General features: G+C 58.9%; 18 protein-coding genes. 7 read left to right on the plus strand and 11 right to left on the minus strand.

The window, feature by feature from the left end; translation table 11 throughout:
- Window positions 1-7 precede the first annotated feature (7 nt).
- From HMPREF3039_RS11110 to HMPREF3039_RS11135, 6 genes are all read right to left on the minus strand, one after another.
- Entirely contained in the window at window positions 8-694 is a 687-nt protein-coding gene (locus HMPREF3039_RS11110) for a hypothetical protein (protein WP_067952126.1), read from the minus strand.
- Between the two features lie 30 nt (window positions 695-724).
- Complete coding sequence (locus HMPREF3039_RS11115; RefSeq protein WP_156473618.1) at window positions 725-1,411, minus strand: hypothetical protein; 687 nt, start codon at window positions 1,409-1,411, stop codon at window positions 725-727.
- Window positions 1,392-1,658 (minus strand): hypothetical protein, encoded by a 267-nt coding sequence (locus HMPREF3039_RS11120; protein WP_147550123.1) that lies wholly within the window; start codon window positions 1,656-1,658, stop codon window positions 1,392-1,394. Before HMPREF3039_RS11120 ends, HMPREF3039_RS11115 begins: the two co-directional genes overlap by 20 nt.
- 179 nt (window positions 1,659-1,837) lie before the next feature.
- The gene (hemW, locus tag HMPREF3039_RS11125) at window positions 1,838-2,947 is read right to left on the minus strand and encodes a radical SAM family heme chaperone HemW (protein WP_067573103.1); all 1,110 of its coding nucleotides are present in this window, start codon (window positions 2,945-2,947) and stop codon (window positions 1,838-1,840) included.
- Between the two features lie 12 nt (window positions 2,948-2,959).
- Complete coding sequence (locus HMPREF3039_RS14205) at window positions 2,960-5,875, minus strand: hypothetical protein (protein ID WP_067573106.1); 2,916 nt, start codon at window positions 5,873-5,875, stop codon at window positions 2,960-2,962.
- Between the two features lie 212 nt (window positions 5,876-6,087).
- Window positions 6,088-6,735, minus strand: a complete 648-nt coding sequence (locus HMPREF3039_RS11135; RefSeq protein WP_067952129.1) for a L,D-transpeptidase — start codon at window positions 6,733-6,735, stop codon at window positions 6,088-6,090.
- Between the two features lie 129 nt (window positions 6,736-6,864).
- Between HMPREF3039_RS11135 and pyrE the strand changes: the two genes are divergently transcribed.
- From pyrE to HMPREF3039_RS11165, 5 genes are all read left to right on the plus strand, one after another.
- On the plus strand, window positions 6,865-7,434 hold the full coding sequence (gene pyrE, locus HMPREF3039_RS11140) for an orotate phosphoribosyltransferase (RefSeq protein ID WP_067573108.1): 570 nt from the start codon (window positions 6,865-6,867) through the stop codon (window positions 7,432-7,434).
- Between the two features lie 13 nt (window positions 7,435-7,447).
- On the plus strand, window positions 7,448-8,509 hold the full coding sequence (gene nagZ / locus HMPREF3039_RS11145; RefSeq protein ID WP_067573110.1) for a beta-N-acetylhexosaminidase: 1,062 nt from the start codon (window positions 7,448-7,450) through the stop codon (window positions 8,507-8,509).
- Window positions 8,510-8,784: 275 nt separating this feature from the next.
- Window positions 8,785-10,209, plus strand: a complete 1,425-nt coding sequence (gene purB, locus HMPREF3039_RS11155) for an adenylosuccinate lyase (RefSeq protein ID WP_067573114.1) — start codon at window positions 8,785-8,787, stop codon at window positions 10,207-10,209.
- 324 nt (window positions 10,210-10,533) lie between these two features.
- Complete coding sequence (locus HMPREF3039_RS11160; protein WP_067573115.1) at window positions 10,534-10,989, plus strand: YbjN domain-containing protein; 456 nt, start codon at window positions 10,534-10,536, stop codon at window positions 10,987-10,989.
- A 31-nt stretch (window positions 10,990-11,020) separates the two neighbouring features.
- A complete protein-coding gene (locus HMPREF3039_RS11165) occupies window positions 11,021-12,130 on the plus strand; it encodes an efflux RND transporter periplasmic adaptor subunit (protein ID WP_167506805.1) in 1,110 nt (369 codons plus the stop codon).
- 180 nt (window positions 12,131-12,310) lie between these two features.
- On the opposite strand, the gene polA is transcribed toward HMPREF3039_RS11165, so the two are convergent.
- The 4 genes from polA to htpG form a co-directional block, all read right to left on the minus strand.
- Window positions 12,311-15,133 carry a DNA polymerase I gene (gene polA, locus HMPREF3039_RS11170; protein ID WP_067573118.1) on the minus strand — a complete coding sequence of 941 codons (2,823 nt, stop codon included), beginning with the start codon at window positions 15,131-15,133 and terminating at the stop codon, window positions 12,311-12,313.
- 199 nt (window positions 15,134-15,332) lie between these two features.
- Complete coding sequence (alr, locus tag HMPREF3039_RS11175; protein ID WP_067573121.1) at window positions 15,333-16,439, minus strand: alanine racemase; 1,107 nt, start codon at window positions 16,437-16,439, stop codon at window positions 15,333-15,335.
- Window positions 16,440-16,544: 105 nt separating this feature from the next.
- The gene (locus HMPREF3039_RS11180; protein ID WP_067573123.1) at window positions 16,545-17,372 is read right to left on the minus strand and encodes an ion channel; all 828 of its coding nucleotides are present in this window, start codon (window positions 17,370-17,372) and stop codon (window positions 16,545-16,547) included.
- 70 nt (window positions 17,373-17,442) lie between these two features.
- Complete coding sequence (htpG, locus tag HMPREF3039_RS11185; protein WP_067573125.1) at window positions 17,443-19,284, minus strand: molecular chaperone HtpG; 1,842 nt, start codon at window positions 19,282-19,284, stop codon at window positions 17,443-17,445.
- 174 nt (window positions 19,285-19,458) lie between these two features.
- Here htpG and HMPREF3039_RS11190 point away from each other — a divergent pair, with 174 nt between their 5' ends.
- Window positions 19,459-21,330, plus strand: coding sequence for a M60 family metallopeptidase (locus HMPREF3039_RS11190; protein ID WP_067982683.1), 1,872 nt, complete (start codon window positions 19,459-19,461; stop codon window positions 21,328-21,330).
- A gap of 930 nt (window positions 21,331-22,260) precedes the next feature.
- Here HMPREF3039_RS11190 and HMPREF3039_RS11200 read toward each other — a convergent pair.
- The gene (locus tag HMPREF3039_RS11200) at window positions 22,261-22,887 is read right to left on the minus strand and encodes a DUF417 family protein (RefSeq protein WP_067573132.1); all 627 of its coding nucleotides are present in this window, start codon (window positions 22,885-22,887) and stop codon (window positions 22,261-22,263) included.
- 191 nt (window positions 22,888-23,078) lie between these two features.
- Between HMPREF3039_RS11200 and HMPREF3039_RS11205 the strand changes: the two genes are divergently transcribed.
- Complete coding sequence (locus tag HMPREF3039_RS11205; RefSeq protein ID WP_082770253.1) at window positions 23,079-24,263, plus strand: MFS transporter; 1,185 nt, start codon at window positions 23,079-23,081, stop codon at window positions 24,261-24,263.
- The last annotated feature ends 67 nt before the right edge of the window (window positions 24,264-24,330 follow it).

Raw genomic sequence — 24,330 nt, forward strand, 5'->3', positions numbered from 1 at the left:
TCCTTCCTCAAGGCTGGGGAGCTGAAGACCATGGTTCCTTAAAAACGGCTTCAAAACTTTCTTGGGATTCGTTCTGAGATTCAATAAAATTTGAGATATCAATCATTGAGGGGGATGTTAATCCTAGAATAATTTCAAAAAGCTTGGTGCTTCCTCGGTAGCATGTCTCAGCACTCACTTTTTCTTCATTTTGCATAGGCAGGAAAATAATTAACAGTCGCCCCTGCAGCTGGGAAATGCGTAGGAATATGAATTTCTGCATTTCGGGAGAAGCTGGAATAGAAAGAGCCTGTTTTTTCATGTCTGCAGCACGGCCCGTGAGTTTTTTAAGAATAGGCAGAACATCCTTGTTGAAAGAATCCGCTGCGGCATCGGCGGACTCCTTGTCCGTGATGGAATTGTACCAGTCCTGCACCTTGCGGACGGGCGTTTCATAGGTTTTTACGAAGGTTTGCCACGCTTCCCTGTTCTGTTCATTGGAGAGCAAATCCTGCCCCGGCGGGTCGTAGGAAAGGTTTTTCAATACTTCAGGATCCGCCTCCAATATTTCCGGTCCTATTCTGTTGATTTTGAAAATATCTCCGTAATATTCTGGAGCATGTATAAGAAAGGGAAGCAGGAGCGCGGCGGATTTTAAAGATGCCATGAGATGAGCAACCATTGGGATAAGTTTGATTTCAAGAAGTTTTGGCATAGGACCGGATAGACCTTTCCGGACGAAAGATTAGGGAGGCTCCGTTCCCCATGGTTCCTGAAAGGTTGCTTTCATGTCTTCCTCGGTTTCGCTACGTGATCCAAGGAATTGGGAAATAGCTCTGGAGCTTGGCGCTGTTAAACCGAGGATGGTTTCAAAAAGCAATTTACTGCCGCAATAGCATGTATTGCTGTGCATTTGTCTTTCTTCTTGCATGGGAGAGAATATCACAAGCAGGCGGCTTTGAAGTTGGAGGATACGGAGAAGGATAAATTTCTGCATTTCAGGAGAGGCGGGAATGTCCAGAACCTGTTTCTTCATCTCGGCGGAACTCCCCGTAAGCTTTTTCAAGATGGGGAGGACATCCTTGTTGAAAGAATCCGCTGCGGCATCGGCGGACTCCTTGTCCGTGATGGAATTGTACCAGTCCTGCACCTTGCGGACGGGCGTTTCATAGGTTTTTACAAAGGTTTGCCAAGCTTCCCTGTTCTGTTCATGGGAAAGCAAATCCTGCCCCGGCGGGTCGTAGGAAAGGTTTTTCAATACTTCAGGATCCGCCTCCAATATTTCCGGTCCTATTCTGTTGATTTTGAAAATATCTCCGTAACATGCAGAGCAATACGTGGACAAGGCGTATATAAGTGCGATGGTTTTTATATTTTTCATATTTTGGCGATGGCTGCATCTTCCCGGACTTTTAAAGGGAGACTGCTTCATGAAGGTTTAAGACCGGATACTCCTGAACGAATTGATGGATACGGGGAACCTCTTCAGCAAAAGATAAAGAAGATACCTTGTGGAAAACCTTCCTTTTTTCAGACAAAAAGACAGTCTGCAGGTAAAAGGGAAGGATAAGCGCCTGGATTTTTTGACCAGGAAGGGAAGGGGTGCCGTCTGTCGCATGGACAAAGTTTTGCGGCAGGAGAACAAGTCCTGTGAAACAGCAAACGAGAGGAATGTTCATTAGAAGGCCCATGGAAATATTTGCCTATTCATTAAGAACAGGAATAAAAATTCTATAAAAGGTCAAGAAAATAGTTGAGCGGATAACTGTTTTTTCAGATTCACTCCATTGATTTGCATGGAGTTGACTTATCCGCGTGCGGCAGGTTCCTTCCCTGTTGTTTCCGGGATAGTTTCATCTCAGCACAATTCCGCGGCGATGGCGTCCACCAGCAGGCGGCCGCGGCCTTTCAGGATGAGGCATTGTTCTGCGGAGACGTCCGCCAGTTCCAGAGAACGGTAACGTTCCAGCAGGGGCCGGGCTTCCGGCAGGAGGTATTTCAGAGGAAGCCCTTCGTCCGTGCGGAGCATCAGGGCGATGCGCTCCAGGCGGTAGTCTTCCGCGGTGACGGGTTCCCGTTCGGATTTCGGCAGGCCGTTTTCCAGCGTGGTGCGTATGTAGATTTCCGTGTTCCGCGTGTTGGAGTAGCGTACGCCGTCGATGGTGCTGACCGCGCCGGGGCCGATGCCTACGTAGTCCTCCCCCTTCCAGTAGGCCATGTTGTGCGGAGACCGCGCGCCTTCCCTGGCGTAGTTGGAGGTTTCGTAATGCCGCATTCCCGCGGCTTCCAGAATGTTTTCCGCCAGTTCAAAGTAGGCCGCGTCCTCGTCCGGGTCCTGGATTTTTTCTCCGCGGGACAGGCTGCGGAAGAATTCCGTGTCTTCCTCATAGGTGAGGTTGTAGGCGGAGATGTGGTCCGTTCCGGCGCGGACGGCTTCCCTCAGCGTGTTTTCCCAGACGGAGAGGCTTTGCCCCGGAATGGCGAACATGAGGTCCATGTTGACGTGGGGCATTCCGGCGTTGTGGAGCATGTCCACGGAGCGGAGGGCCTGTTCCGGCGTGTGTTCCCGGCCCAGCAGGCGCAGGATGCGGGCGTCCAGGGATTGGACGCCCAGGGAAACGCGGTTCATGCCCAGGCTACGCCAGAAGCGGACTTTTTTTTCCGTAAAGGTGGCCGGATTGGCTTCAAAGGAGAATTCGTCCAGGCTGTCCACGGGGATCAGCCTGGCCAGGGATTCCATGAGGTTTCCCAGATGCGTGTCCGATAGCATGGAGGGCGTCCCTCCTCCGAAGTAGAGCGTGGAAGTCTCGCCGCCGCGGCTGGCCGACAGAGCCGCGGCGCGGGATTCCGCCTCCCGCGCCAGCGCACGGATGAAGAGCTTCATGTCCGTGGAAGCCGGCGTGTGCTTGAAAAACGCACAGTACGGGCAAATGCGGTGGCAGAAGGGAATGTGGACGTAGAGATGCACGGGGCGGAGGGCTCAGCGTCTCCGGCGGCGGCCGGAAGATTCCCCTCCTTCTCCCTTGTTGTTGGAGAGGTTCAGGATGTTTTCGGAAGCCTTTTTCATTTCCCCTTTGATGCGGGATTTCTCCGAACCGTCAACCAGGGACATGTAGTTTTTGGTCAGGGCGCTGTAGAAGGGGTGGATTTTCGTTTCCTTCTTGTTCTTGGGCTTGTACTTGAAGCCGTCCGGGCAGGTGTCCAGCATTTCCTTCATCCAGGGGATCAGCTCGTCCTTGGGAAGCACCATGCACAGGGCATCCAGGGAGAAGGACATGTCCTGCTGGTCCACGTCCTTCGGCGCGGCCAGCGCGTTGCTGTCGTTCCGGTAGAAGTTGACCGCCTTTTTGAAGCCGCGGTCCACCGTTCTCTTGAGCCGGTCGGTCCCCTGCGCCTTGGCGTAGGCGATCTGGTAGGCGGCCTTCGGTTCCGGGTAGGAGTTGTCCTTGGATTCGGATTTGAGCCAGGACATGAGTTCCGCCCACTGGAAGGTCTTGTATTCGTTGTTCTGCTTCAGGGCGTTTTCCAGAATCACGGAGCAGAGCACGTTGACGTATTCCTTGGTGTGGTTGGCCAGGATGTCCTTGCCCTTTTTGTCGCCGTGGCCCACGGAGGAAACGTATTTGCGCGTTTTCCAGAGCTTTCTGATGCCCATGCCGTCCGGCAGGGCTTCACGCACTTCCTCCACCATTTTTCTGGCGCCCATGAGGTCCTGCGGCTCCATCTGGAACAGCGTGTACCAGGCTTCCGTGTAGAACGGATTATCCTTGATGATGGTCCTCATGGCCGTCTTGGTGAATTCCTGTGGAAGCGCATTGGAGGCAATTTCCCCGGAAGATTCCGCGGAGGAGCTTCCCGCCGCCAGCTTGTACACGTTCATGGAAAAGCGGCTGCCGATGAATTTTTCATAATCGAGGTTCATGGACAGGGCCAGGCCGGACTGGTATTCGGCGTTACCCGTGCGCGCTGCCTTGGAGTCCCGCAGGTACCAGAAGCCCGTGGTGGCCTTGAGGGTGTCCACGCTCTGGCCTACGCTCAGCCAGCAGCCGTTGCCGCCGAAGTTGGTGGTCATCAGGTTGCCGTGGCCCGGCTGGCCCGCCGGGGCGGCAGGGATGCCGCGCGCGATCTGGGAATTGCGGGAAATGAGGGACATCGTGCCACAAACGCCGCCTTCATGCAGCTTGCGTTCGTTGGATTCACGGGACCATTCGGGGTCCGGGTCAAAGCTGAACAGGATGGGCGGCTCCTTATCGTCGTCCATGCGGTAGGGGCCGTACAGCCACAGGCGCGTCGGTCCGCGCTGGCCCATGTAGCGTTCCCATACGCTGTCGCATTCCCGCAGGGGCCGCGTTTCGGAAAGAGCCATCATGGCCGGCCAGGGCGTCCCTTCCAGGGAAACCCCGGTCCATTCCACCCGTTTGCGGTCCACGTCCCGCAGCTTGCTGCAGTTTTCGTACTTGTCCACCAGGTAGGTGAAGAATTCCACGGGGGTGGGGAACGGATCGCGCTTGCGCCTCAACTGGTTGTGGCGGTACATGTATTCGTGGAGGAATGCGGCGATGTTGCCCTGGGTAATGCCTTCGTCCCCGATTTCCGAGACCGTGTTGTATTTATTGATCCAGGCCTGCTTGGTCGTTATTTTCTTGTTGTCCAGGTAAGTCTCCACCTTCTTGTAAAGTTCCTCGTCCACCACGCGCGGGGAGGAACCATACCAGTTGACGGGAGGCTTGCCCGCGCAGTACAGGTCCGCGGGAGAGGTCATGACGCCGGAGTTCTTGAATTCCCGGAGTTTGCCCAGGGCGTCGATGTAACGGCCCTGCTGGGTGAGATCGAAGGCGCCCATGCCGAATTCACGGCGTCCCACGGCGAAGGCCAGGACGAGCTGGTTGTACTTTTCCGTCATTTCCAGCCCCAGTTCATCCACCATGATGGCGACGTTCGTAGCGACACTGGGGTCCGGTGGGTAGAACATCGCAAAGACTTCGCGGTTGGTCTTCGTGTTCTTCAGCCATTTTTCAAATTCGGGAGAAAAGGAGCCGCCGCGCTTTTTCACATAATCGCGCACGTAGGCTTCCGCATAATAGGGATATTTATCCAGGAGCTTTTCCGTGAATTTCCCTTTGGAAGCCAGGGCTTCTTCCCGGATGGCCTTTTCCATGGCGATGATTTCCGGGGAGGGGGAGAGGTCCGGGGCCGGCTCTTCAGGTTCCGGCTCCGGTTCCGGCGCCACGACGATGGGTTCGGGTTCCGGCTCTGGCTCCACGATGACCGGTTCCGGCTTGGGAGCCTCGGGCTTGGGTTTGGGCTTGGGCGCCGCCACCACGGGCGTTTCAATCTTCGGGGCCAGGGGCGCCTCCTTGTCCTTGAGAATCTGGTATCCCAGGAATCCGAACAGGGCCAGCATCCCGGTGACGATGACCGTGATGACGGGGAAGCCGCCGGATTTCTTCAATTTGGGCAGCGGGGCCCTGGGAACGGCTGTTCCGGCTATGGGCTTGCGGATTTGCGGCTGCGTTTTTTTGGCCGGGCGCAGGGCTTGGGCGTGCGCTACTGCCGCCACGGGAGGCTGTTCCTGAGCCGGAACCGCCGGATAGACGAAGAAGACGGTGCCGAACCCCCGCAGTTTTCCCTGGGCGTCCACGGAGCAGCGGGCTTCAAAGGCTTCCCGCGCCTGGTCGAATTGCGCCTGGTTTTCCGGGGAAACGGTCAGGTTGCCGCTGACCATGTCGCGCGTGGCGAGGCCCTGGGGGCAGAACTCGCGTATCAATACCGTTTGCCCTTCCGGGGACAGAGCCTGGTACACGTAGTAGTCCGGCCCGTTTTCCAAAACGGCCGTAATTTTATAACCGCCTGCGTTGAAATGGGGCGGCAAAGGGGAAATTTGCTGGTTTGTCATGATTAAGGGGTAGAAAAATCAAAGCCTTATATATTAAATAAAGTGCATCCCCGTTTGTCAATGCCGGAGTGCGGAAGTTACGCTGATCCTGTGTCTTAAGAAAGCTCCCGGCGCACGGCGGGAAAAGGATAAAGGCAGAGGCTTTCTCTTTCCCGTCATAACTGTACCGGACCCGCCACCGGTTTGCCTGCCGGAGGGCGGAGCAGGAACGGTCAGCGGATGGTTACCTTGGTGCCGAGAGGCGTGTTTTCAAAGAAGGTCTTGGCCATGTCCGCGGGCAGCCGCACACATCCGTGGCTGACCGGGTACCCGGTCACGAAGCCCACGTGCATGCCGTAGCCTCCCGTGATGCGCATCCAGTAAGGCATGGGCGCCGGGTCAAAGTAGGTGCCCGCGGGCGTGGAGCCGGCTCTGGCGTTATAATCGCTGTTTACAACGGCTCCCGTCGCCCGGCTGCGCAGTACCCCGTAAGTGCCGGACTTGTAGTTGGCGTCCTTCTGGATGATCTTGTAGGTCCCCTTGGGGGTGCCGTACCCTTCCTTGCCGGAGGACATGGGGGAAATGCCTACCAGGGTGGTTCCCACGTAATAGAAGACTTTCTGCTGCTTGAGGTCGATGATGATGTGGGGTTCGCCCTGAATGCCGGCGGGCTTGTCCCAGTAGCCCTGGCCCAGCCGCGCCTCCGGCGGGATTTCCGTATTGACGCCCGCCGTGGAGCCGACGCCTGCCAGATAAGCGTCTTTCTGCCCGTTGCCGCGTACTTTGTCCGCGATTTTATCAAAAAGGGGCGGCCTGTTGTACTGAGTGCAGGAGGCGAGGATGATACCGAAGGATGCTAGTGCCAGTATGCCGGGTTTCATGGGAACGGGAAATTGACAGGCAGGTTATGGGCCCTGTCCGCTCTTTTGTCAAGATTTGCATACTGTTATCCGTTGCTTATTGCGGGCGGATTTGATATACACGCCCCAATCACTTCACCATACTCCGCCATGAACGAGCCATACGACCTTCTGAAAAGCATCCTTCTTGAAAAATCCGTGCGCACGGGCACCTTCACTCTGGCATCCGGCAAGGTGTCCGACCTGTATGTGGACTGCCGCATGACCGCCCTGGACCCCGTGGGCGCCACGCTGGTGGGTTCCCTGGGCTGGAAGCTTGTCCGGGAGGAGATTCTCCCCCGCTTTCCGGAAATTGCGGCGATCGGCGGCATGACCATGGGGGCGGACCCTATTTCCCTGGCCGTGGGAATGACCAGCGCGCTAGAGGGTTCCGGCAAAAAGCTCCAGGTGTTCACCGTGCGCAAGGAACCGAAGGACCACGGACGCGGACGCCGCATCGAAGGGAATTTCCAGGCGGGAGATACGGTTCTTGTCGTGGACGACGTGATCACCACCGGGGGCTCTACACTGAAGGCTATTGACGCCATTGAGGCGGAAGGCGGCAAAGTGGCTGCCGCGCTGGTGCTGATGGACCGGGAGGAAGGCGGGCGCCAGGCGATCGAAGCGCGCGGCATTCCCGTGTACGCCCTGTTTACCAGATCTTCCCTGCTGGGCAAGTAAGCCTGCGCCTGCCATGCTTCCCGTCCTGATCGGCATCGACGGCCCTGATCTGAACGCCGGTGAAGAAGCGGCCATCCGCCGGTTCCAGCCCGCGGGCTTCGTCCTCTTTTCCCGGAATGTGGAATCCGTGGAGCAGGTCAGGCGCCTGGCGGCAAGGCTGAGGGAATTGAGCGGCCACCATCCCGTCATCGCCGTGGACCAGGAAGGGGGAAGGGTGGTGCGGACGGCCGTTCTCGGTCTGAACCTGCCTTCCCCTTCTTCCCTGGCGCGGAACGGTGATTTTTCCGGCGTGGTGGAGATGGCTTCCGTGACGGCGCTGGTCCTCCGCTGCCTGGGCGTGAACATGAACTTTGCCCCGGTGCTGGACATCTGCCACGATCCAGGGGCCGCCAACGCCCTCCCCGGACGCTGCTGGGGAAACAATGCCCAGGACGTGATTTCCTACGCCGGGGTGTATTCCTCCAACCTCCGCAGGGGCGGCATCCAAAGCTGCGGGAAGCACTTCCCCGGCATGGGCCGCGCCCAGGCGGACCCCCATTTCAGCCTTCCGGTAGTTGACCTGGATGAACGCGAGCTGTTCGAGACGGACATGCTGCCCTTTCTGGCCCTGTGTCCGGAACTTCCCGGCATCATGTCCGCCCATATCATGCTCCCCCGGATTGACGCGGAACTTCCCGCCACCCTGTCCCGCCGGGTAATCGGCGGAATGCTCAGGGAGCGCCTCGGCTTCCGGGGGGTGGTGTTTACGGATGACTTGTGCATGGGGGCCATTGCCGGGCAATATGCCCCGGATGAAGCCGCTTTTTTATCCCTGAAGGCCGGCTGCGACCTGCCCCTGGTCTGCCATGATCCGCTTCCGTGGCTGGAACCCCTGGCTGCGCGCCTGGACAAACTTGATCCTTATGAAAGGGAGGATTCTTTCAAACGCGTGGAGGCATTGAGCGATTCCCTGTGTTTCCCTCTGTCGGAGGCCTCCTTGTGGATCAAGTGCCTGCACCGTGCGGAACGCCTCTGCCTGTCTGCGGGAGAGGGGGGGGAGCAGCCCCTTCCTTCCTCCCCGGTGCAGCAGTATTAGAAGGAGCGGCATCCGGAGGCGGTGTCCCGTGTTTTTTCCGTTTGCCTGATAAAAAGAGGACACCCGCCTGAGGGATGCCTCCCTCGTTTTATGGAAGGGAGCGGATTCCGGACGGGAAAGTTCCCTGAGGAACGTAAGCCCGGAGAGTGGAAGGCGCCCGGTTTGCGCCCTTCCTTTCCTGCGCCGGAAGAGGGGAAAGTGCTTGCTTTTTTCCTGTTCGTCATGATCATGACGGTTCACCATTTTTTTAACCTGCATAATACACATTTGTTGACATGAGCGTGATTCCCAATGTTCTGGCGGAGCGGTACGCCTCCCCGGCGATGAAATCTATCTGGTCCGCCGAAGGGCGCATCGTTCTGGAACGCGAATTCTGGATTGCCGTGATGAAGGCCCAGAAGGACCTGGGGCTGGATATTCCGGACGGTGTGATTGAAGCCTATGAACGGGTGAAGGACCAAGTGAATCTGGCTTCCATCGACGCCCGCGAACGCGTCACCCGCCACGATGTGAAGGCGCGCATCGAGGAATTCTGCGACCTAGCCGGATGCGAGCACATCCACAAGGGAATGACCTCCCGCGACCTGACGGAAAACGTGGAGCAGCTCCAGGTATGGAAGTCCATGCAGATCATCCGTGACAAGGCCGTGGCCGTGCTGAACCGCATGAGCGCGCTTTCCGAACAATGGAAGCACGTGACCCTGGCCGGACGCACGCACAACGTGGCCGCGCAGACCACCACCATGGGCAAGCGCGTGGCCATGTTCGGGGAGGATATCGTTCACGGCCTGGGTTCCTGGATTTCCATCATGGACCGCTACAGCGTCCGCGGCCTGAAAGGCGCCGTGGGCACCCAGCTTGACCAGCTCTCCCTCTTCGGGAAGGATGCCTCGCGCGTGCTGGAGCTGGAGGACCGGGTGTGCGCCCATCTGGGCATTCCCGCCAAATGGATGAACGTGGGGCAGGTATATCCCCGCTCCCTTGACTTTTCCGTGGTTTCCGGCCTGGTGGAGCTGACCTCCGGCTGTTCCTCCTTCGCCAAGACCCTGCGCCTGATGGCCGGCCATGAACTGGCTACGGAAGGCTTCGCCAAGGGGCAGACGGGCTCCAGCGCCATGCCCCACAAGATGAACGCCCGCTCCTGCGAACGCGTCAACGGGTTCCACGTCATCCTGAAGGGCTACCTGATGATGATCTCCGGCCTGGCGGGCGACCAGTGGAACGAAGGGGACGTGTCCTGCTCCGTGGTGCGCCGCGTCGTGATGCCGGACTCCTTCTATGCCGCGGACGGCCTGTTTGAAACCTTCCTGACTGTGCTGAACCAGATGGGCGTCTATGAAGCCGTGGTGGCCGCGGAGCTGCGCCGCTACCTGCCTTTCCTGATGACCACCACCATCCTGATGGAAGCCGTCAAACGCGGCATCGGCCGCGAGACCGCCCATGAGGTCATCAAGGAACATGCCGTGGCCGTCTCCAACGACCTGCGCGCCGGAAAGATTTCGGAAAACAACCTGCTGGACCGCCTGGCGGAAGACGGCCGCCTGGGCATTGACCGGGCCGCCCTCCAGGAAATCTTTGACGCCAATTCCGCCGCCACCGGCATGGCGGACGCCCAGGTGGAAGCGTTCCAGGGCATGGTGGCGGACCTGGTGGACAGGTTCCCCTCCGGTGCGGGATACACGCCGGGAGACATCCTTTAAGAGATAGCCGCCGGCGGTTAACTGTTGACGGAGAGCAGGCTCTCCATGCGGGGCGGGACCGGAAGGCTCCCGCTCCCTTTTTTGCCGGCATGGGCGCGGCATGGCGGATGAGACGGAAATCCGGCACGGCACCCCCTCCGCTTCAGGGTGGGGGTGCCCGGAACGCCCGGCCTCCGATGCCGAATACATACATTGTTTTTCAATATCTTTGCGTCAGGAGAGCTTGACGAATCTGGAGGATGCCAGTAATCTGGAAGCCAGTAAACGGGCGCGCCACTTTTCTCGCGCTTTTGCAAATAAACCCTCCTGTAAACAATTTTCAATATGGAAAACCAGCAGCTCAACCTTTTGGACCGTGTATATACCGTTCTCAGAAAGAGAGGGGAAGAGACGGAATGGATCACCTCCGCGGACAATCATGAAATCAGAACGGGCATCGCGTTCGTTCCCTGTGACACGTTCACGCCCGTGAGCCTTCTGTACACGATGATGGAACACCCGGAAACGCTGGTCATTGACGTTCTCTTCGCCGCCAAGGTTCCCGAAAGCCGCCGGGTGGAAGTCAGCATCATCCTGAGCGAACTAAATGCGGACCAGACCGCCGGTGCCTTCCAGCTGGACCCCAACAGCGGATACGTTTATTACCGCCAGTCCTTTGTGCTGGAGGGAATGGACCTCAGCGAAGCCCAGTTCGCCCAGTTGATGAAGAACATTGAAACCGTGGCTGTGGAAACGGCGGAAGCCTACTCCCACATCATGGAAACGGAATATCCCAAGTAAAGGCGGCGGCTTCCCTCCCGCAATGCTGTTCATGAGCGAAGCCCCCCAAAAAAAAGGAACATGGTGGTCCATAGGCGCCGGCCTGGGGATCACCGTCCTTTTGATAGGGACGGCCATCGTGACGGAGCCGGAAACACCGGAATCCTCGGACGGCGGCAGGGAAACGGCGCAGCGCACCCTTCTTCCCCTGCAATTGCAGGACAATTCCTTTGGAATCACGGCGCGCGGCATGGTGCAGGCCGCCCACCTCACCATGCTCTCCCCCGGCGTTTCCGGCAAGGTGGACAAGGTGCATTCCCTGTTCAGGCCCGGAGAAATCATCCTGAAGGGGACTCCCCTGGTGGAGCTGGAAAAATTTGAATACCGCGCCAGGCTGGCCAAGGCGCAGGCGGAACTGGAACAGGCCCGCCTGGACGTGTCCACGGAACAGGCGGAGGCGTTGAAAGCCGTCAAAAAAACGTACAGTTCCGTCTCCAAAAGCGGCCGGGACTCCGAGCTGGTTCTCCGCGTGCCGCAGAGGCGCGCCGTGAATGCCCGGCTGAACGCCGCGGAGGCGTATGTGGAGGAATCGGAACAGGCCCTGCGGGATACGGTTCTCCAGGCTCCTTATACGTGTCAGGTGGTGGAATGCTCCGTGGGGCTGGGTTCCCGCGTGGTGGCCGGCCAGACGGTGGGGAAAATCATCCCGCTTCAGGAGCGGATGATCCGCATTCCCGTGCCGCTGGAAGAATTTTCCGCCCTGCCCAGGGACGAACAGGGCAGGGTGAGGGTGCCCCTGACGGCCTCCTGCACGCTGAAAAACGGGAAACTCCTGCAATGGCGCGGCCGCGTCACGGCGGTGGATTCCGCCCTGGACTCTGCCGGAAGCTCCGCCGTTCTGATCGCCGCCCTGGACCCGAACGAATCCCATGTGGCGGAATGGCAGGCCGCCCCGGTCAACATGGCCCTTCAGGTGGAAATGAAAGTAAATGTGCCCGCCTCCGTCTGGATTCCTTCAGCCGCCCTGAAAGACGGGCAGTCCCTTCTGGTGAACACCCCCGCGGGCGAACAGGAACGCAAGGTGCGCGTCGTGGCCATGAAAGGGGACCGGGCGCTGGTGACCATCCCGGATCTCAAGGATGGGGACAGCCTGGTGATGTGATGCCCTGCGGAATTCCGCAGGAACGCGGGGGAAAATTTCCAGAAGCATCGGTTCCGAAAATGTTCCTGAGCGCCAACTCTTTTTTGCCGCCTGTGCGGGGAATATCCCCCGTACTGCTAAAAGCTTTAATCGTTGGTCTTTAGTATTCAGTCTTTCCTCACCGGCGTCAGCCGTCAGCTGTCAATGCGCCTCCAGCCAGTTGTCCCCCGTTCTGGCCTCCACCAGGATGGGGACGCCGTTGGGCAGGGGCAGGGCGGCCGTCATGGCCGCCTCAATGCGGGGAATAAGGTCCGTTTCCTCCTTGTGCAGGTCCACCAGCAATTCGTCGTGGATTTGCAGGATGAGACGCGACCTGGTGCCTTCCAGCAGTTTGCCCACATTGATCATGGCGATCTTGATCATGTCCGCCGCGGTTCCCTGGATGGGGGCGTTGATGGCGGTGCGTTCCGCCGCGGATTTGATGGTCTTGTTGGCGGAATTGATATCCGGGATGATCCTTCTGCGTCCCAGGAGAGTTTCCGCGTATCCTTTCTGTTCCGCCTGGTGCGCCAGGTCTTCCATGAAGGTCTTGACGCCCGGGAACTGGAGGAAGTAATTTTCAATCAGGGTGGCGGCCTCGCTGCGGAGGCAGCCCAGCCGCTGGGAGAGTCCGAAGGCGGAAATGCCGTAGATGATGCCGAAATTCACCGTCTTGGCCGCGCGCCGCATGACTGCGTCCACCTGGTCGCGGGGAATGCCGTACACGCGGGAGGCCGTTTCCGTGTGGATGTCCCGGCCTTCCTTGAAGGCCTCGCACATGGCGGGGTCTCCGGACATGGCGGCCATGATGCGCAGCTCAATCTGGGAATAGTCGGCGGAAAGCATGGTGTACTCCCCGGAGGCGGGGACGAAGGCCGTGCGGATCAGCCGCCCCTGTTCCGTCCGTACCGGAATGTTCTGAAGATTGGGGTCCTGGGAGGCCAGCCGGCCCGTGGACGTCAGCATCTGGTGGAACTGGGTGTGGATGCGGCCATCCTTCGGGCAGATGTACTTGGGCAGGGCGTCCAGGTAGGTGCTCTTCAGCTTCATGTTTTCCCGGTAGGCCAGGATGTCTTCCACCACGGGATGGAGCGGCGCCAGGGCGGAAAGGGTTTCTTCATCCGTGACGAACTGCCCGGTCTTCGTCTTCTTGGGCTTCTTCACCAGTTCCAGTTCCCCGAAAAGGAAGTCGCCGAGCTGCTTGGGGGAATTCAGGTTGAGGGGATGGCCCGCGGCCGACTCGATCTTTGTGCGCAGGTCCTCAATGATGGCTCCCACCTTGATGGAAGCCTTTTCCAGGGACTCCGGAAGAACGCGGATGCCCGTGAATTCCATGTCTGCGAGTACGGGCAGCAGGGGCAGTTCCACCGTGCGGAACAATTCCTGCATGCCGCTCTCCTCCACCTGTTTCTTCAGAATGGCCGACAATTGAAGGGTGACGTCCGCATCTTCCGCGGAATACCTGCCCATGACTTCCACGGGAATATTCTTCGTGTCCAGTTCCCGTTTTTTGGCTCCCGCCGGGGCAATGTCGCTCAACTTGATGGTGGAATACTGAAGGAGGGATTCCGCCAGAATATCCATGCCGTGCTTCATGCCGGGCGCGATCAGCGCGTGGGCCAGCATCGTATCGAAAAACGGGCCAGAAACATGGATGCCGTGGGCGCGCATCACCTGGAGGTCGAACTTGAGGTTGTGGCCGATTTTTTCCGCGGAGCCTTCCAAAAGGGGCCTCACCGCTTCCAGGTCTTCCGTACCGGAGACGGGCAGGTACCAGGCTTTGTGAGGTTCGGCGCAGAAGGAGATGCCCAGCAGGGTGTCCGTTACCGGATTCAGCCCTGTCGTCTCCGTGTCGAAGCACCAGGAATCGTGCCTGTTCAGTTCCGCGATCATGGCGTCGCGGGCCTCCTTCGTGTCCGCGATGATGTATTCGTGCCTGATGTCGTCCACGGTTTTCAGCTGGCGCTCTTCAAACAATTCCATCTGTCCCGTTCCCGCCTGCTGTGGCCGGGGAGCCGGGGCGGGAGCCTCCTGCGGCTGGGCGGGGGCGAACAAATCGTCTGCGGGAAGGGGGGCGGACGCCCTGGCGGCCGGAACCTTCCTGCCGAACAGCTTGGCCTGCATGGCGCGGAACTCCAGTTCCTGAAGGAGGCTCAGCAATTCGTCCGGCCTGGGCTCCTTCTTGACAAGCTCGTCAAGGGTTACGGTCAGGGGCACGTTCCTGTCAATGGTGGCAAGCTCCTTGGAAAGGGTTGCCAGCGCGGCGTTCTCCTCCACGATCTCCCTGCGCTTTCCTTTCAGTTTGTCCGTGTTTGCCAGCAGGTTTTCCACGGAGCCGAATTCCCCGATCAGCAGCTTGGCCGTTTTCTCCCCCACGCCGGGCAGGCCCGGAATATTGTCGGAGCTGTCGCCCATCAGGGCCAGAATGTCGATCACCTGCTCCGCCCGTTCGATGCCCCAGTGTTCCTTCAATTTTTCCAGGTCGATCACTTCGTGGTCGTTGCCGCGCTTGCCGGGCCGCCACAGGTAGCAAGAGGGGGAAATGAGTTGGCCCAGGTCCTTGTCCTGGGAAACCATGTAGGTGTGGAACTCTTTCGTATCGTCCGCAAGGCGGGAAAGGGTGCCTATCGTATCGTCCGCCTCATACCCCTCATAGCGCAGAATGGGTATGTTCATGGCCTCCAGAAGACTGAAAATGATGGGAATCTGAACGCTTAACTCTTCCGGCATGGACTCCCGGTTGGCCTTGTATTCCGGGTAAAGCTTGTGGCGGGCCGTCGGGGCCGAGGTGTCAAAACAGGCCGCGATGTGGGTGGGGCTCTCCTGTTCCAGAATGGCCAGCAGCGTATTGGCAAAGCCGTAAACGGCCGATGTGTTGACTCCCTTGGAATTGCGGATGGGATTGGAGAAAAAGGCGAAGTGGGCCCTGTATGCCAGAGCCATGCCGTCCAGGATGAAAAGGCGCTTGGGAGTGGATTCAGTCATTTCTGCGCCAATGTACCATTCCGTCCGGAACGTGGCGACAGTTAAATGCGGCTTGTGCCTTCCGGATGGACGGCATTCCGCAAGCCTTATGGCGGGGCAAGGTCCGGCCGGACGAGGGTGGAATGCCTTTCCGGGAAGTGTGCCGCGCGGGGGCGCGGTTTTCATCCGGAAGGGCGGTTTTTCCGGCGCGCCGGAAAAATCAGTGCGTGTAATGCCTGGGGACGCGCGGGCCGATGCCCGTGAATATTTCCCAGGAAATCGTGCCCGCCTTTTCCGCCAGTTCCGTCACGGGAATATTCGGTCCCATGATTTCCACGGTCATGCCGGGTTCCGGGCTGGGCACCCGGCTGACGTCCACCATGATCTGGTCCATCGTGACGCGGCCCAGCAGGGGGCAGGAAATGCCTTCCACCATGACGCGCGCTCCCTTGTGGGCCAGAGAACGCAAATAGCCGTCCGCGTAGCCGATGCCCACGGTCGCCACCTTCGTGGGGTGGTCCGTCACGAAGGTGCCCCCGTAGGAAATGCCGTGGCCTGCCGGCAGGGTGCGCGCCACGGTCAGGCGGGAAAAGAGGGACATGGCAGGCTTCAACTGCGCTTCCCACGGGGAGGGAATGGGGGAAAAGCCGTACAGGACCAGGCCGGGGCGGCACAGGTTGTTGGAGGGAATGTCGTAATCCAGGGAAGCGGCGCTGTTGGCCAGGTGGCAGAATTTCAGCGGCAGTCTTTCCCGGATGCGGGCCGCCATCCGTTCAAAGCAGGCTATCTGCTCCAGGGTGGTTTCCCGGTCCTCGTCCGCGCAGGGCAGGTGCGCGCCCAGCCCTTCCATGTACAGGCTGTCCAGTTCCCCCAGGCGGGAGAGCAGTTCTTCAAGCTGGTCCGGCAGGAAGCCGCCGCGGCCCATGCCCGTGTCCACGGAAATATGAATGGGCAGCGTTTTCCCGTACAGCCGGGCCAGGGAATTGTAATGCACGGCCTCTTCCATGGTGGAAATGAAGGAGCGCCAGCCGTTCAGCACGATCTCCTCCCGCTCCTCCGGAAAGGAGGGGCCCAGGATGTACGGCCGCGTGCGGCAGCCCGCCTGGCTGATGCGCCGGGCCTCCCCCACGTTCGCGACGCCGAAAAAGGCAATCCCCTCCGCATCCAGTGCCCGGCAGACCTGTTCCAGGCCGTGGCCGTAGGCGGACGCCTTCACCACGGGCATGTAATATTCCCCCTTGGCCGCCTGCTTGACGACGTTCAGGTTGTGGCGGATGGCCCCAAGGTCGATTTCGGCCCAGGCGCGGGGAGGGCTGGTGGCTGGCATGGCGGAGAAAGGCGGCAGGTTGAAAGGAAAGCGGGCGCGAACGCCCCAAACACAAAAGATTGTCCGCCTTTGCGCGCGTAATGCCAGACGGATTTTTGTCAGTCGTTACTTTGAATCGTCCGCATGCGTCTCCGGAGGCGCTGCGGCCTCGGAGAAGGAGTGCGGATCGTGCTTCAGGGCTTTCAGCATGGCCGCCAGGGTGTCTATGTCTTCGTCGGACATGGAGGACAGGTGGTCCAGCTTTTCCTTGATGCCTTCAATCACTTCCTCCCGGTACGGCAGTTCCTCCCCTGCGTGGGTATGCAGGAAAAAGGAAGTGATGGTGCTGGTGAGCGTCCCCACGAAGCCGATTCCGGTAATCATCAGGAAAACCGCGAGGAACTTGCCCGGCGTAGTGACCGGGTAGGTGTCTCCGTAGCCCACGGTGGTGGCCGTCACGAAGGACCACCAGATGCCGTTGGACAGGCTCATGCCCTCCGCCAGGTGGATGCCTACGGCCCCCAGCAGGATGATGGTCAGCGCGGCGATGCAGATGTACTTGAATCCGTTCGTATTGAAAAAACGCCGGACGCGCGCGGAAAACCGCATGGAGTAGGAGAACAGGTCCAGGTACCTGGCGAGCCGCAGAATCTCTTCCAGCTTGGCGAAGCGGAACAGCCGGAAGAGGGAGTCGAACGGGATGATGGCCAGCAGGTCCCAGACGTGGCTTTTCACGAAGAGCCATTTGGAGGGGCTGAGGAAAAAGCGGGTGACGTAGTCCAGGACGAATATCCAGTAAATAACCCGGTCCACGGTGACTTCCCATTCCGCGGCCCCGGAGGTCAGGTCGATGGCGGCCAGCGTGACGGCCACCAGGGCCAGCAGGCACATGACCGTTTCATACGCCAGTTTCAGGAACAGTAAGTGCCGGGGTGTTTTTGCGTCTGGAGCCATGGCGGGAAGGGTAGTAAAAAGCCGCTCCCGGATGGAGGGAGCGGCTTGAAGGGATGAACCTCCGGCTGATTTACTTCAGCAGAAGCTGTTCCATCAGCGTCTGGGAGGACTGGGCGAGCACGGCGGGGTCGTCCAGCATGCCGGCGCGGAGCAGGGCCGTGTTCGCGATCTGGTCCGCGACCATCTGGGCCAGTTCCGGATTCTCCGTCCGCAGGGCGGAAAGCTTCTTGACCAGGGGATTGGAGGGGTTCAGTTCAAGCTGGGGATGGCTTTCCGGGACTTCCTGCCCCATGGCTTTCATGTACGCCCTCATTTCCGGCCCCATGTCGTTGCCGCTCTGTAGGGCCACGGCGGGACCGCTGACCAGGCGCTTGCCCAGGGTGACCTTGGAGAACTTGTCCGGGTAAAGTTCTTTCAGCCATTCCTCCAGGGCGGTGGCTTCCTCCTGCGGCAGGGCGTCCTTCTGTTCCGTTTCCAGTTCCGGGAGTTCCACGTCCGCGCGGTCGATCATCGTGACGGGCTTGGCGTCCACGCTGGACAGGGAATCCAATACGAATTCGTCCCCGTGGTCCGTGAAGAAGGCCACTTCATAACCGCGCGCCTTGAAGGCTTCCAGATACGGGCTGTTTTCCAGATGGGCGCGGGAGGGACCCGTCAGGGCGTAAATGGCCGTCTGGCCTTCCTTCATGCGGGTGATGTATTCCTCGAAGGAGGTCGTTTCCCCCGGGTCCGTGGCGGTGGATTCAAACCGGAGCAGCTTGCCCAGGGATTCCTTGTTCGGCCAGGAGGTCACCACGCCTTCCTTCAGGTAGCGGGAGAACTGGGCGTAGAATTCCTTGTAGGTTTCCTTTTCGTCCTTGGCGAGCTTCTCCAGATGCTTGATGAAGCGCTTGGTGATGATGTCGCTGATCTTGCGCACCAGGGAATTGTCCTGGAGCATTTCACGGGAGATATTCAGGGGCAGGTCTTCGCTGTCCACCACGCCGTTCAGGAAGCGCAGCCAGTCGGGCAGCAGCCCTTCCGGCTTCGCGTCGATCAGCACGCGCTTGCAGTACAGGGACACGTTGGGGTCCACGCGGCCGAAGCCGAACATTTCCGGATTCCGTCGCGGAATGAAGAGCAGGGAATGGAGCATGATGGGCGCGTCCGCGCTGAAATGCATGTAGGAGAGGGGCTTCTCGTCCGTGTGGGAGATGAACTGGTAAAACTCGTCGTATTCCTCCGGTTTCACGTCGGATTTGGACTTGGACCAGATGGCCTGCACGGTGTTGATGTGCTCCCCGTTGAAATTGATCGGGAAGGCCACGAAGTTGGAATAACGGCGGAGCAGTTCCTTAACGCGGTAATCCTGGGAGAACTCCGCGTATTCCTCCTTCAGGTGGATGACGATGCGGGTGCCGCGGTCCAGGGGCTCGTCCAGCGTTTCAATGGAATAGCCCTCCCGGCCTTCGGAGACCCAGCGGAGGGAGGCGGCTTCCGGTTCATGGGAATGCGTGAACACTTCCACCTGTTCCGCCACCATGAAGGAGCTGTAGAATCCCACGCCGAATTGGCCGATCAGGTCGGTTCCGCCTTCCTGCTTCTGCTTCAGCGCCTCCAGGAACTTCTTGGTGCCGGAGTGCGCGATGGTGCCGAGGTTCTCCACCAGGTCCGCTTCCGTCATGCCGATGCCGGTGTCCGCGATGGTGATGGTCTTGTTGTCCTTGTCCGTGGTGATGCTGATTTCCAGCGGCTTGTCCGGCTGGTAGATGTTGGAGTCCGTCAACTGTTTCACGCGCAGTTTTTCCAGGGCGTCCGAAGCGTTGGAGACGAGTTCCCTGACGAAAATCTCGCGGTCGCTGTACAGGGCATTGATGACAATGTCCAGCAGCTGCCGGACTTCCGCCTGAAATTGATGTGTTTCTGTATTCATATGGAAAAATGTGTTGCGGGCACCATTATAGAAGAGCCGTCAAGAGGGTGGACACTTTTTAACATTTTGGGCGTCATCCCATGTCACACAATCCGGTTTTTTTCCGGTCCGGCGGTCCGGCGGGGAATTTTCCTTGAAACAATTGCGGAAACTCACCAGTATTACTTTATAATCATGATGCTTTCACAGCTTTTCAAAAAAGGGTGTCTTCTGCTGGCCGTCTGCGGATGGCTGGGCGGCGGCGTGCTCCCGGCCCAGGAGGTTCAGCAGCCCCCCATTACGGAAGAAGGTCTGAAGGCGCTGGATTCCAATGTCTTCACGAATGAATTCATGGTGGCCCTGAAGCCCGCCGTGAACCGTGACCGGATTGCGAAAATCCGCGACCCCTTCGTGCGCCGGATCGCCCAGCAGATGGCGGACAAGAAGTACGACAGCAAGTCCCGCACCATGCTGGCGGAACCGTACGAACCGGTGAAGGACCTGGCGGACCGCCTGCACACCAGCCAGTACAGCAAATTTGAAAACCCCACGGGCATTTTCTTTGAAGAAGGAGAGGACGTGCTGGTCATCATGGGAGACCCCAAGGATGAAAAGCTTTCCCTGGTCATCCAGAACTTCGGGCGCGGCGGAGGCCGCAGTTCCTACCCGCTGAAGGCGGGCGTCAACATTTTCAAGGCCAAGAACAAGGGGCTGGGCTACATCGAATACTTCACGCCCAACTACAAGAAAGCCGGAAAGGTGAAGGTCTCCATTCCCTCCGGCAAGGTGAACGGCGTCTTCGTGGGCGGCGTGCACAAGAACAGCGACTGGAAGAAGATGCTGGAAAACTCCCCAACGGAGGTCATCGACATCGTGGGCAGCCGCGTCCACCTGGTGTACCCGGTGGAGGAACTCAGGCAGGTCTGCCCGGACAAGGGTGAGGAACTGATCGCCCTGTACGACAAGATCATCGGCATGGAACAGCAGATCATGGGCCTGTACAAGTACAAGATGCTTCCCAAGAACAGAATGTTCGGGCGCGTGATCTGGCAGGGATTCATGCACGCGGACGGCACGGGCGCCGCCTTCCACAACGGAACGATGAAGGAAGTGGCCAATCCGGACAAGATTCCCGGCAGCGCCTGGGGCATCGCCCACGAATTCGGCCATGTCAACCAGGTGCGGCCCGCCATGAAATGGGTCTCTACCGGGGAAGTGACCAACAACATTTATTCCGCCTACGTGAACTACATGCTGAACCCCACCAGCATGCGCCTGGAGCACGAACGGATCAACGGGGGCGACGGCAACATGATCGGCGGCCGTTTCAACGCCTATCTGAACAACGGCATCGTGAAAGGGGAAAACTGGCTCATCCAGGCCGGGCCGGACAAGCGTTCCGGCGGCGACAACCGCCCGATGGTGCATGACCACTTTGTGAAACTGGCCCCCCTGTGGCAACTGGAGCTTTACTTCAAGGTGGCCGGCAAGGGGAATCCGGACTTTTATCCGGACATCTTCTACAAGGCCATCAAGATGGACACCGCGGGCAAGAAGGACGGCGAACTCCAGCTGGCGTTCATGAAAAACGCGTGCGACGTTTCCAAACAGGACCTGACGGACTTCTTCCGGAAAACCGGGATGCTCAAGCCCATTGACCAGGAACTGGACGACTACACCTGCGCCCGCATGACCATCACGGAGGCGGATTGCAGGAATCTGGTCGCCTACGCCAGGAAGTACAAAAAGCCGGAAAGCCCGGTCATCTACTACATCTCCGTCAACAGCGTGGAAGCCTACAAAAACCGCCTTGCCGTCCGCGGTTCCTACAACCAGGGCATCACGGAGCAGGGCAACCGCCGCATCATTTCCCATGACGTGTGGAAAAACGTCGTCGTATTTGAAACCTACAAGGATAATGAACTGGTCCGCGCGACGATGGTCGGCACGGACTCCAAGGACAATTCCTCCACGACAGTGGCGTATCCGGAAGGCTCTACCAGGATTGAAGCCGTCTCCTGGGACGGCAAGCGCACCCTGGTGTATGGAAAGAGGCCTGCCAAATAACATCTTAAGAGGTTAGCGTGTTCTGGCGCCGCCGTTCCTTCCGGGACGGCGGCGCTTTTTTATGAAGAGGCGGGGGCGGATGAAAGGGAAAACATGTCTTTTCAGCGTGTTCCTTCCGCCGGTTTTCGGTAGTGGAAGCTTCCGGCGTTACGGAAGAAACCGGGATGCTTGGGACCGCCAGCGGCAGGAATGAAATCTGAAAGCCGGCACATTGTGTTGACGGAGACCATGAATTGGTGATGGAAAAGGCCCGCGCGCCGCCGAAGGGGAGGGGCGGAGAAACCGGAGAGGAGGGAAAAACATCTTCCATTTATCAGGGACGGAATCAGCCATTCATGGGATGTACGGGTCAAAAAAGCCGCATTCACCGCAGCGGGCATGATGCGGGGGGAAAGACGAGCATCTCCATGACAAAGGCGGAACCTGATGGACGGACTGCTCCGTGTCTGCGGCATGCCGGCAGGAAGGTACTGTGCCCGGCGGTGGACGCCGGAGAATGCCCCGAAAAGCGGATACGGCATTCACCGCTGAATGCGGCTTATAGGGGAACGCCGGGGAAACGGATCGGAATGGAGGCGCGGGAAAACGGGGAGGACATCCCCAGGGAAAGGGAGGTGGAGAAGAAATGCTTATTTGAAAGGCTTGTGTTCCGTACAAGGCCGGAAATGGGAGAAATACACTGCCGGGAAGTTCATGGGGAGCCCTTGCGGCTGGCCTTGGCCATTCTTGAAAACGGCGCTGATGCGCTTCATGGCTCCTGGCATTCCCTGCGTGGAATTTGGACCGGATGGCCGCTGGACGGACGGAAACGGCTTTTTCCTCCAAAAAACGGTCCAAGTATCTATTTAGGGAGGGCTCCTCTCTGGAAAAGAAAATCCCGTCCCTGCTTTCGGCAAGGACGGGATGAAAAGGGAGTGAGGTGTAGAAGGGTTAGTCGTTCCGGCAGCAGCAGGATTTTTCACCAGTCGTACAGCCGAGGCGCGCTTTCAGAATGCGCTTGATATCCGTCCCCAGCAGTGTGACCGCTCCGGCCATGATGACAATATCCTTGATCACCAGGCGTCCGGCTCCGCTCAGGTAGGGGAAACCGTGGTTCGGGCCACCGAGGTCGGGCACCCATGCTTCCGGCGTAGTGATGAGGAAGGACAGGGTGCCGAAAGTCATGATGATCACCAGGCAGTCTCCCGCCAGGCCCACCTTCGGGAAGAAAAGGCCCAGCAGCACCAGCGTGCCGATGGAAACGATCAGAACCCCCAGCCCGTAGGAAAACCCGTAGGTGTTGTTCTCCTTGTGCCAGGCAATGTTTTCCGGCACCACGGCGCCTTCCTTGTTCATGTGCTGCTTGTATTCCGGAGCCTCCTTGTTGTAGAAAAAGCTCATCATCGGGCTGTTGGCGACAAAGGGCACGATGCCGTCCGCTTCATATTGAAAGGCCTTGAGTCCGCCGATCCACGCGAATACGATAAAAATGGCCACTCTGATGAAATTGATGCCCAGTTTCTGCAATTGTTCGGCATAATGAAGGCATTTTTCAGGAGATGAATTTGAAGTAAACATATCCCCTCGTAATAGGGGAAGGTATCAAAGTCAAGAGAATTATTCTAATTTTAAATAATATCCGCGAATTTCCGTAATGCCGTACGGGGCGGAGAAAGGGAGGCTTCCGCTCCCCGGTAGCCGGCAAAAACGGATTCCCTGCCGGGAGACGGGTTTTGAACGCAAGCGGCGGGGATACTGTATAACATGGGATGGATAAGACGGATTCTTCTGGGAGTGGGAAAAGCAAAATACTGTTGCTGGTGGCTTTTCTGATTGTCTGCTTCAACCTGCGCACCGGGTTTGATTCCCCGGACCCTCTGCTGGGGGACATAGAAAGGGACATGGGGCTGTCCCTGGAGAATTCCGGCCTGTTCGCCCTGCTGCCCGTGTTCGTGCTGGGCGTGGCGGCTCCCATTTCTCCGCGCGTCGCGCGCTGGATGACTCCGTGGAAAATCATCTTCTGGTTCCAGCTCCTGGCCGTAGCCGGTATTTTCTGGCGCAGCTGGGACGGCGTTACCGGCCTGTTCGGCGGCATGGTTCTGATGGGGCTGGGCATGGGGATTGCCGGAGCGGCCATTCCGGGGCTGATCAAGCATCAGTTCCCGGCCCATGCCTCCGCCATGATGGGCATTTACAGCGCCATGATCGGCGTGGGGAGCGCGGTGGCGTCCGGCTTCTCCGTCCCTCTTGCGGACATGCTGGGCGGGTGGCGCCCAGGGCTGGGCTTCTGGATCATCCCCATCCTGTTCGGGATGCTGGTCTGGGGGGCCTACTTCATCAAGCATCCCGACGGAATCCTGCCGGGAACGGCCGTCCAGTCCGGAAAAAGCCTTCTCCACAGTTCCAAGGCGTGGCAGGTGACCGTCTTTTATTTGAGCCGCGTGGGGGCGGCGTACTTCTTTTATACGTGGATTCCCATTTTCCTAAAACAGCGGGGAATGAGCTATGAAGACGCCGGATTCATTCTTTCCGTAGCCATGATCGCCCAGCTTCCGGCCACCCTTTCCGCCCATGCCCTGGAAAAGGCCACGGGTGGCCGCGGCCTCCTGATCGTGATCGCCATGATCGTGGCGGCCCTTTCCTGCTGGGGCATCCTTTACCTTCCGCTGGACTGGGCCGTCTGGATGGCCATCTTCTTCGGGCTGGCGACCGGAACCGTATTCAGCCGCGGCATGGCCCTGATGGTGGAACGGGCGCAGACGCCCGCGGAGGCCATCAGGCTTTCCGGCATGGCCCAGGGCTTTGGCTTCACGCTGGGGGCCCTGCTGAGCCTGCTGTTCACTTCGTTCCTGAGCCAGGGCGGCTCCTTCCTGCCCTTCTGCCTGGTGTACACCTTCTTCTGCGTGCTGGGCATGATTTCCGGCCGCATGTCCGCACAGCCGGGTTATGTGTAAAGCCGCTGTAGCCGTTCATCATGAGGCTTCAGGAGGGAAGGGATGTCCGGAAAGGCTTTCCGGCCCT

Source organism: Akkermansia sp. KLE1798 (genome assembly GCF_001580195.1).
In the GTDB taxonomy this organism is placed as follows: domain Bacteria; phylum Verrucomicrobiota; class Verrucomicrobiia; order Verrucomicrobiales; family Akkermansiaceae; genus Akkermansia; species Akkermansia biwaensis.

Excerpts from the sequence above, each read along its gene's own strand:
- HMPREF3039_RS11110 (WP_067952126.1), bottom strand. The coding sequence starts at position 694 with ATGCCAAAACTTCTTGAAATCAAACTTATCCCAATGGTTGCTCATCTC.
- HMPREF3039_RS11115 (WP_156473618.1), bottom strand. The coding sequence starts at position 1,411 with ATGAAGCAGTCTCCCTTTAAAAGTCCGGGAAGATGCAGCCATCGCCAA.
- HMPREF3039_RS11120 (WP_147550123.1), bottom strand. The coding sequence starts at position 1,658 with ATGAACATTCCTCTCGTTTGCTGTTTCACAGGACTTGTTCTCCTGCCG.
- HMPREF3039_RS14205 (WP_067573106.1), bottom strand. The coding sequence starts at position 5,875 with ATGACAAACCAGCAAATTTCCCCTTTGCCGCCCCATTTCAACGCAGGC.
- HMPREF3039_RS11135 (WP_067952129.1), bottom strand. The coding sequence starts at position 6,735 with ATGAAACCCGGCATACTGGCACTAGCATCCTTCGGTATCATCCTCGCC.
- pyrE (WP_067573108.1), top strand. The coding sequence starts at position 6,865 with ATGAACGAGCCATACGACCTTCTGAAAAGCATCCTTCTTGAAAAATCC.
- nagZ (WP_067573110.1), top strand. The coding sequence starts at position 7,448 with ATGCTTCCCGTCCTGATCGGCATCGACGGCCCTGATCTGAACGCCGGT.
- purB (WP_067573114.1), top strand. The coding sequence starts at position 8,785 with ATGAGCGTGATTCCCAATGTTCTGGCGGAGCGGTACGCCTCCCCGGCG.
- HMPREF3039_RS11160 (WP_067573115.1), top strand. The coding sequence starts at position 10,534 with ATGGAAAACCAGCAGCTCAACCTTTTGGACCGTGTATATACCGTTCTC.
- HMPREF3039_RS11165 (WP_167506805.1), top strand. The coding sequence starts at position 11,021 with ATGAGCGAAGCCCCCCAAAAAAAAGGAACATGGTGGTCCATAGGCGCC.
- polA (WP_067573118.1), bottom strand. The coding sequence starts at position 15,133 with ATGACTGAATCCACTCCCAAGCGCCTTTTCATCCTGGACGGCATGGCT.
- alr (WP_067573121.1), bottom strand. The coding sequence starts at position 16,439 with ATGCCAGCCACCAGCCCTCCCCGCGCCTGGGCCGAAATCGACCTTGGG.
- HMPREF3039_RS11180 (WP_067573123.1), bottom strand. The coding sequence starts at position 17,372 with ATGGCTCCAGACGCAAAAACACCCCGGCACTTACTGTTCCTGAAACTG.
- htpG (WP_067573125.1), bottom strand. The coding sequence starts at position 19,284 with ATGAATACAGAAACACATCAATTTCAGGCGGAAGTCCGGCAGCTGCTG.
- HMPREF3039_RS11190 (WP_067982683.1), top strand. The coding sequence starts at position 19,459 with ATGATGCTTTCACAGCTTTTCAAAAAAGGGTGTCTTCTGCTGGCCGTC.
- HMPREF3039_RS11200 (WP_067573132.1), bottom strand. The coding sequence starts at position 22,887 with ATGTTTACTTCAAATTCATCTCCTGAAAAATGCCTTCATTATGCCGAA.
- HMPREF3039_RS11205 (WP_082770253.1), top strand. The coding sequence starts at position 23,079 with ATGGATAAGACGGATTCTTCTGGGAGTGGGAAAAGCAAAATACTGTTG.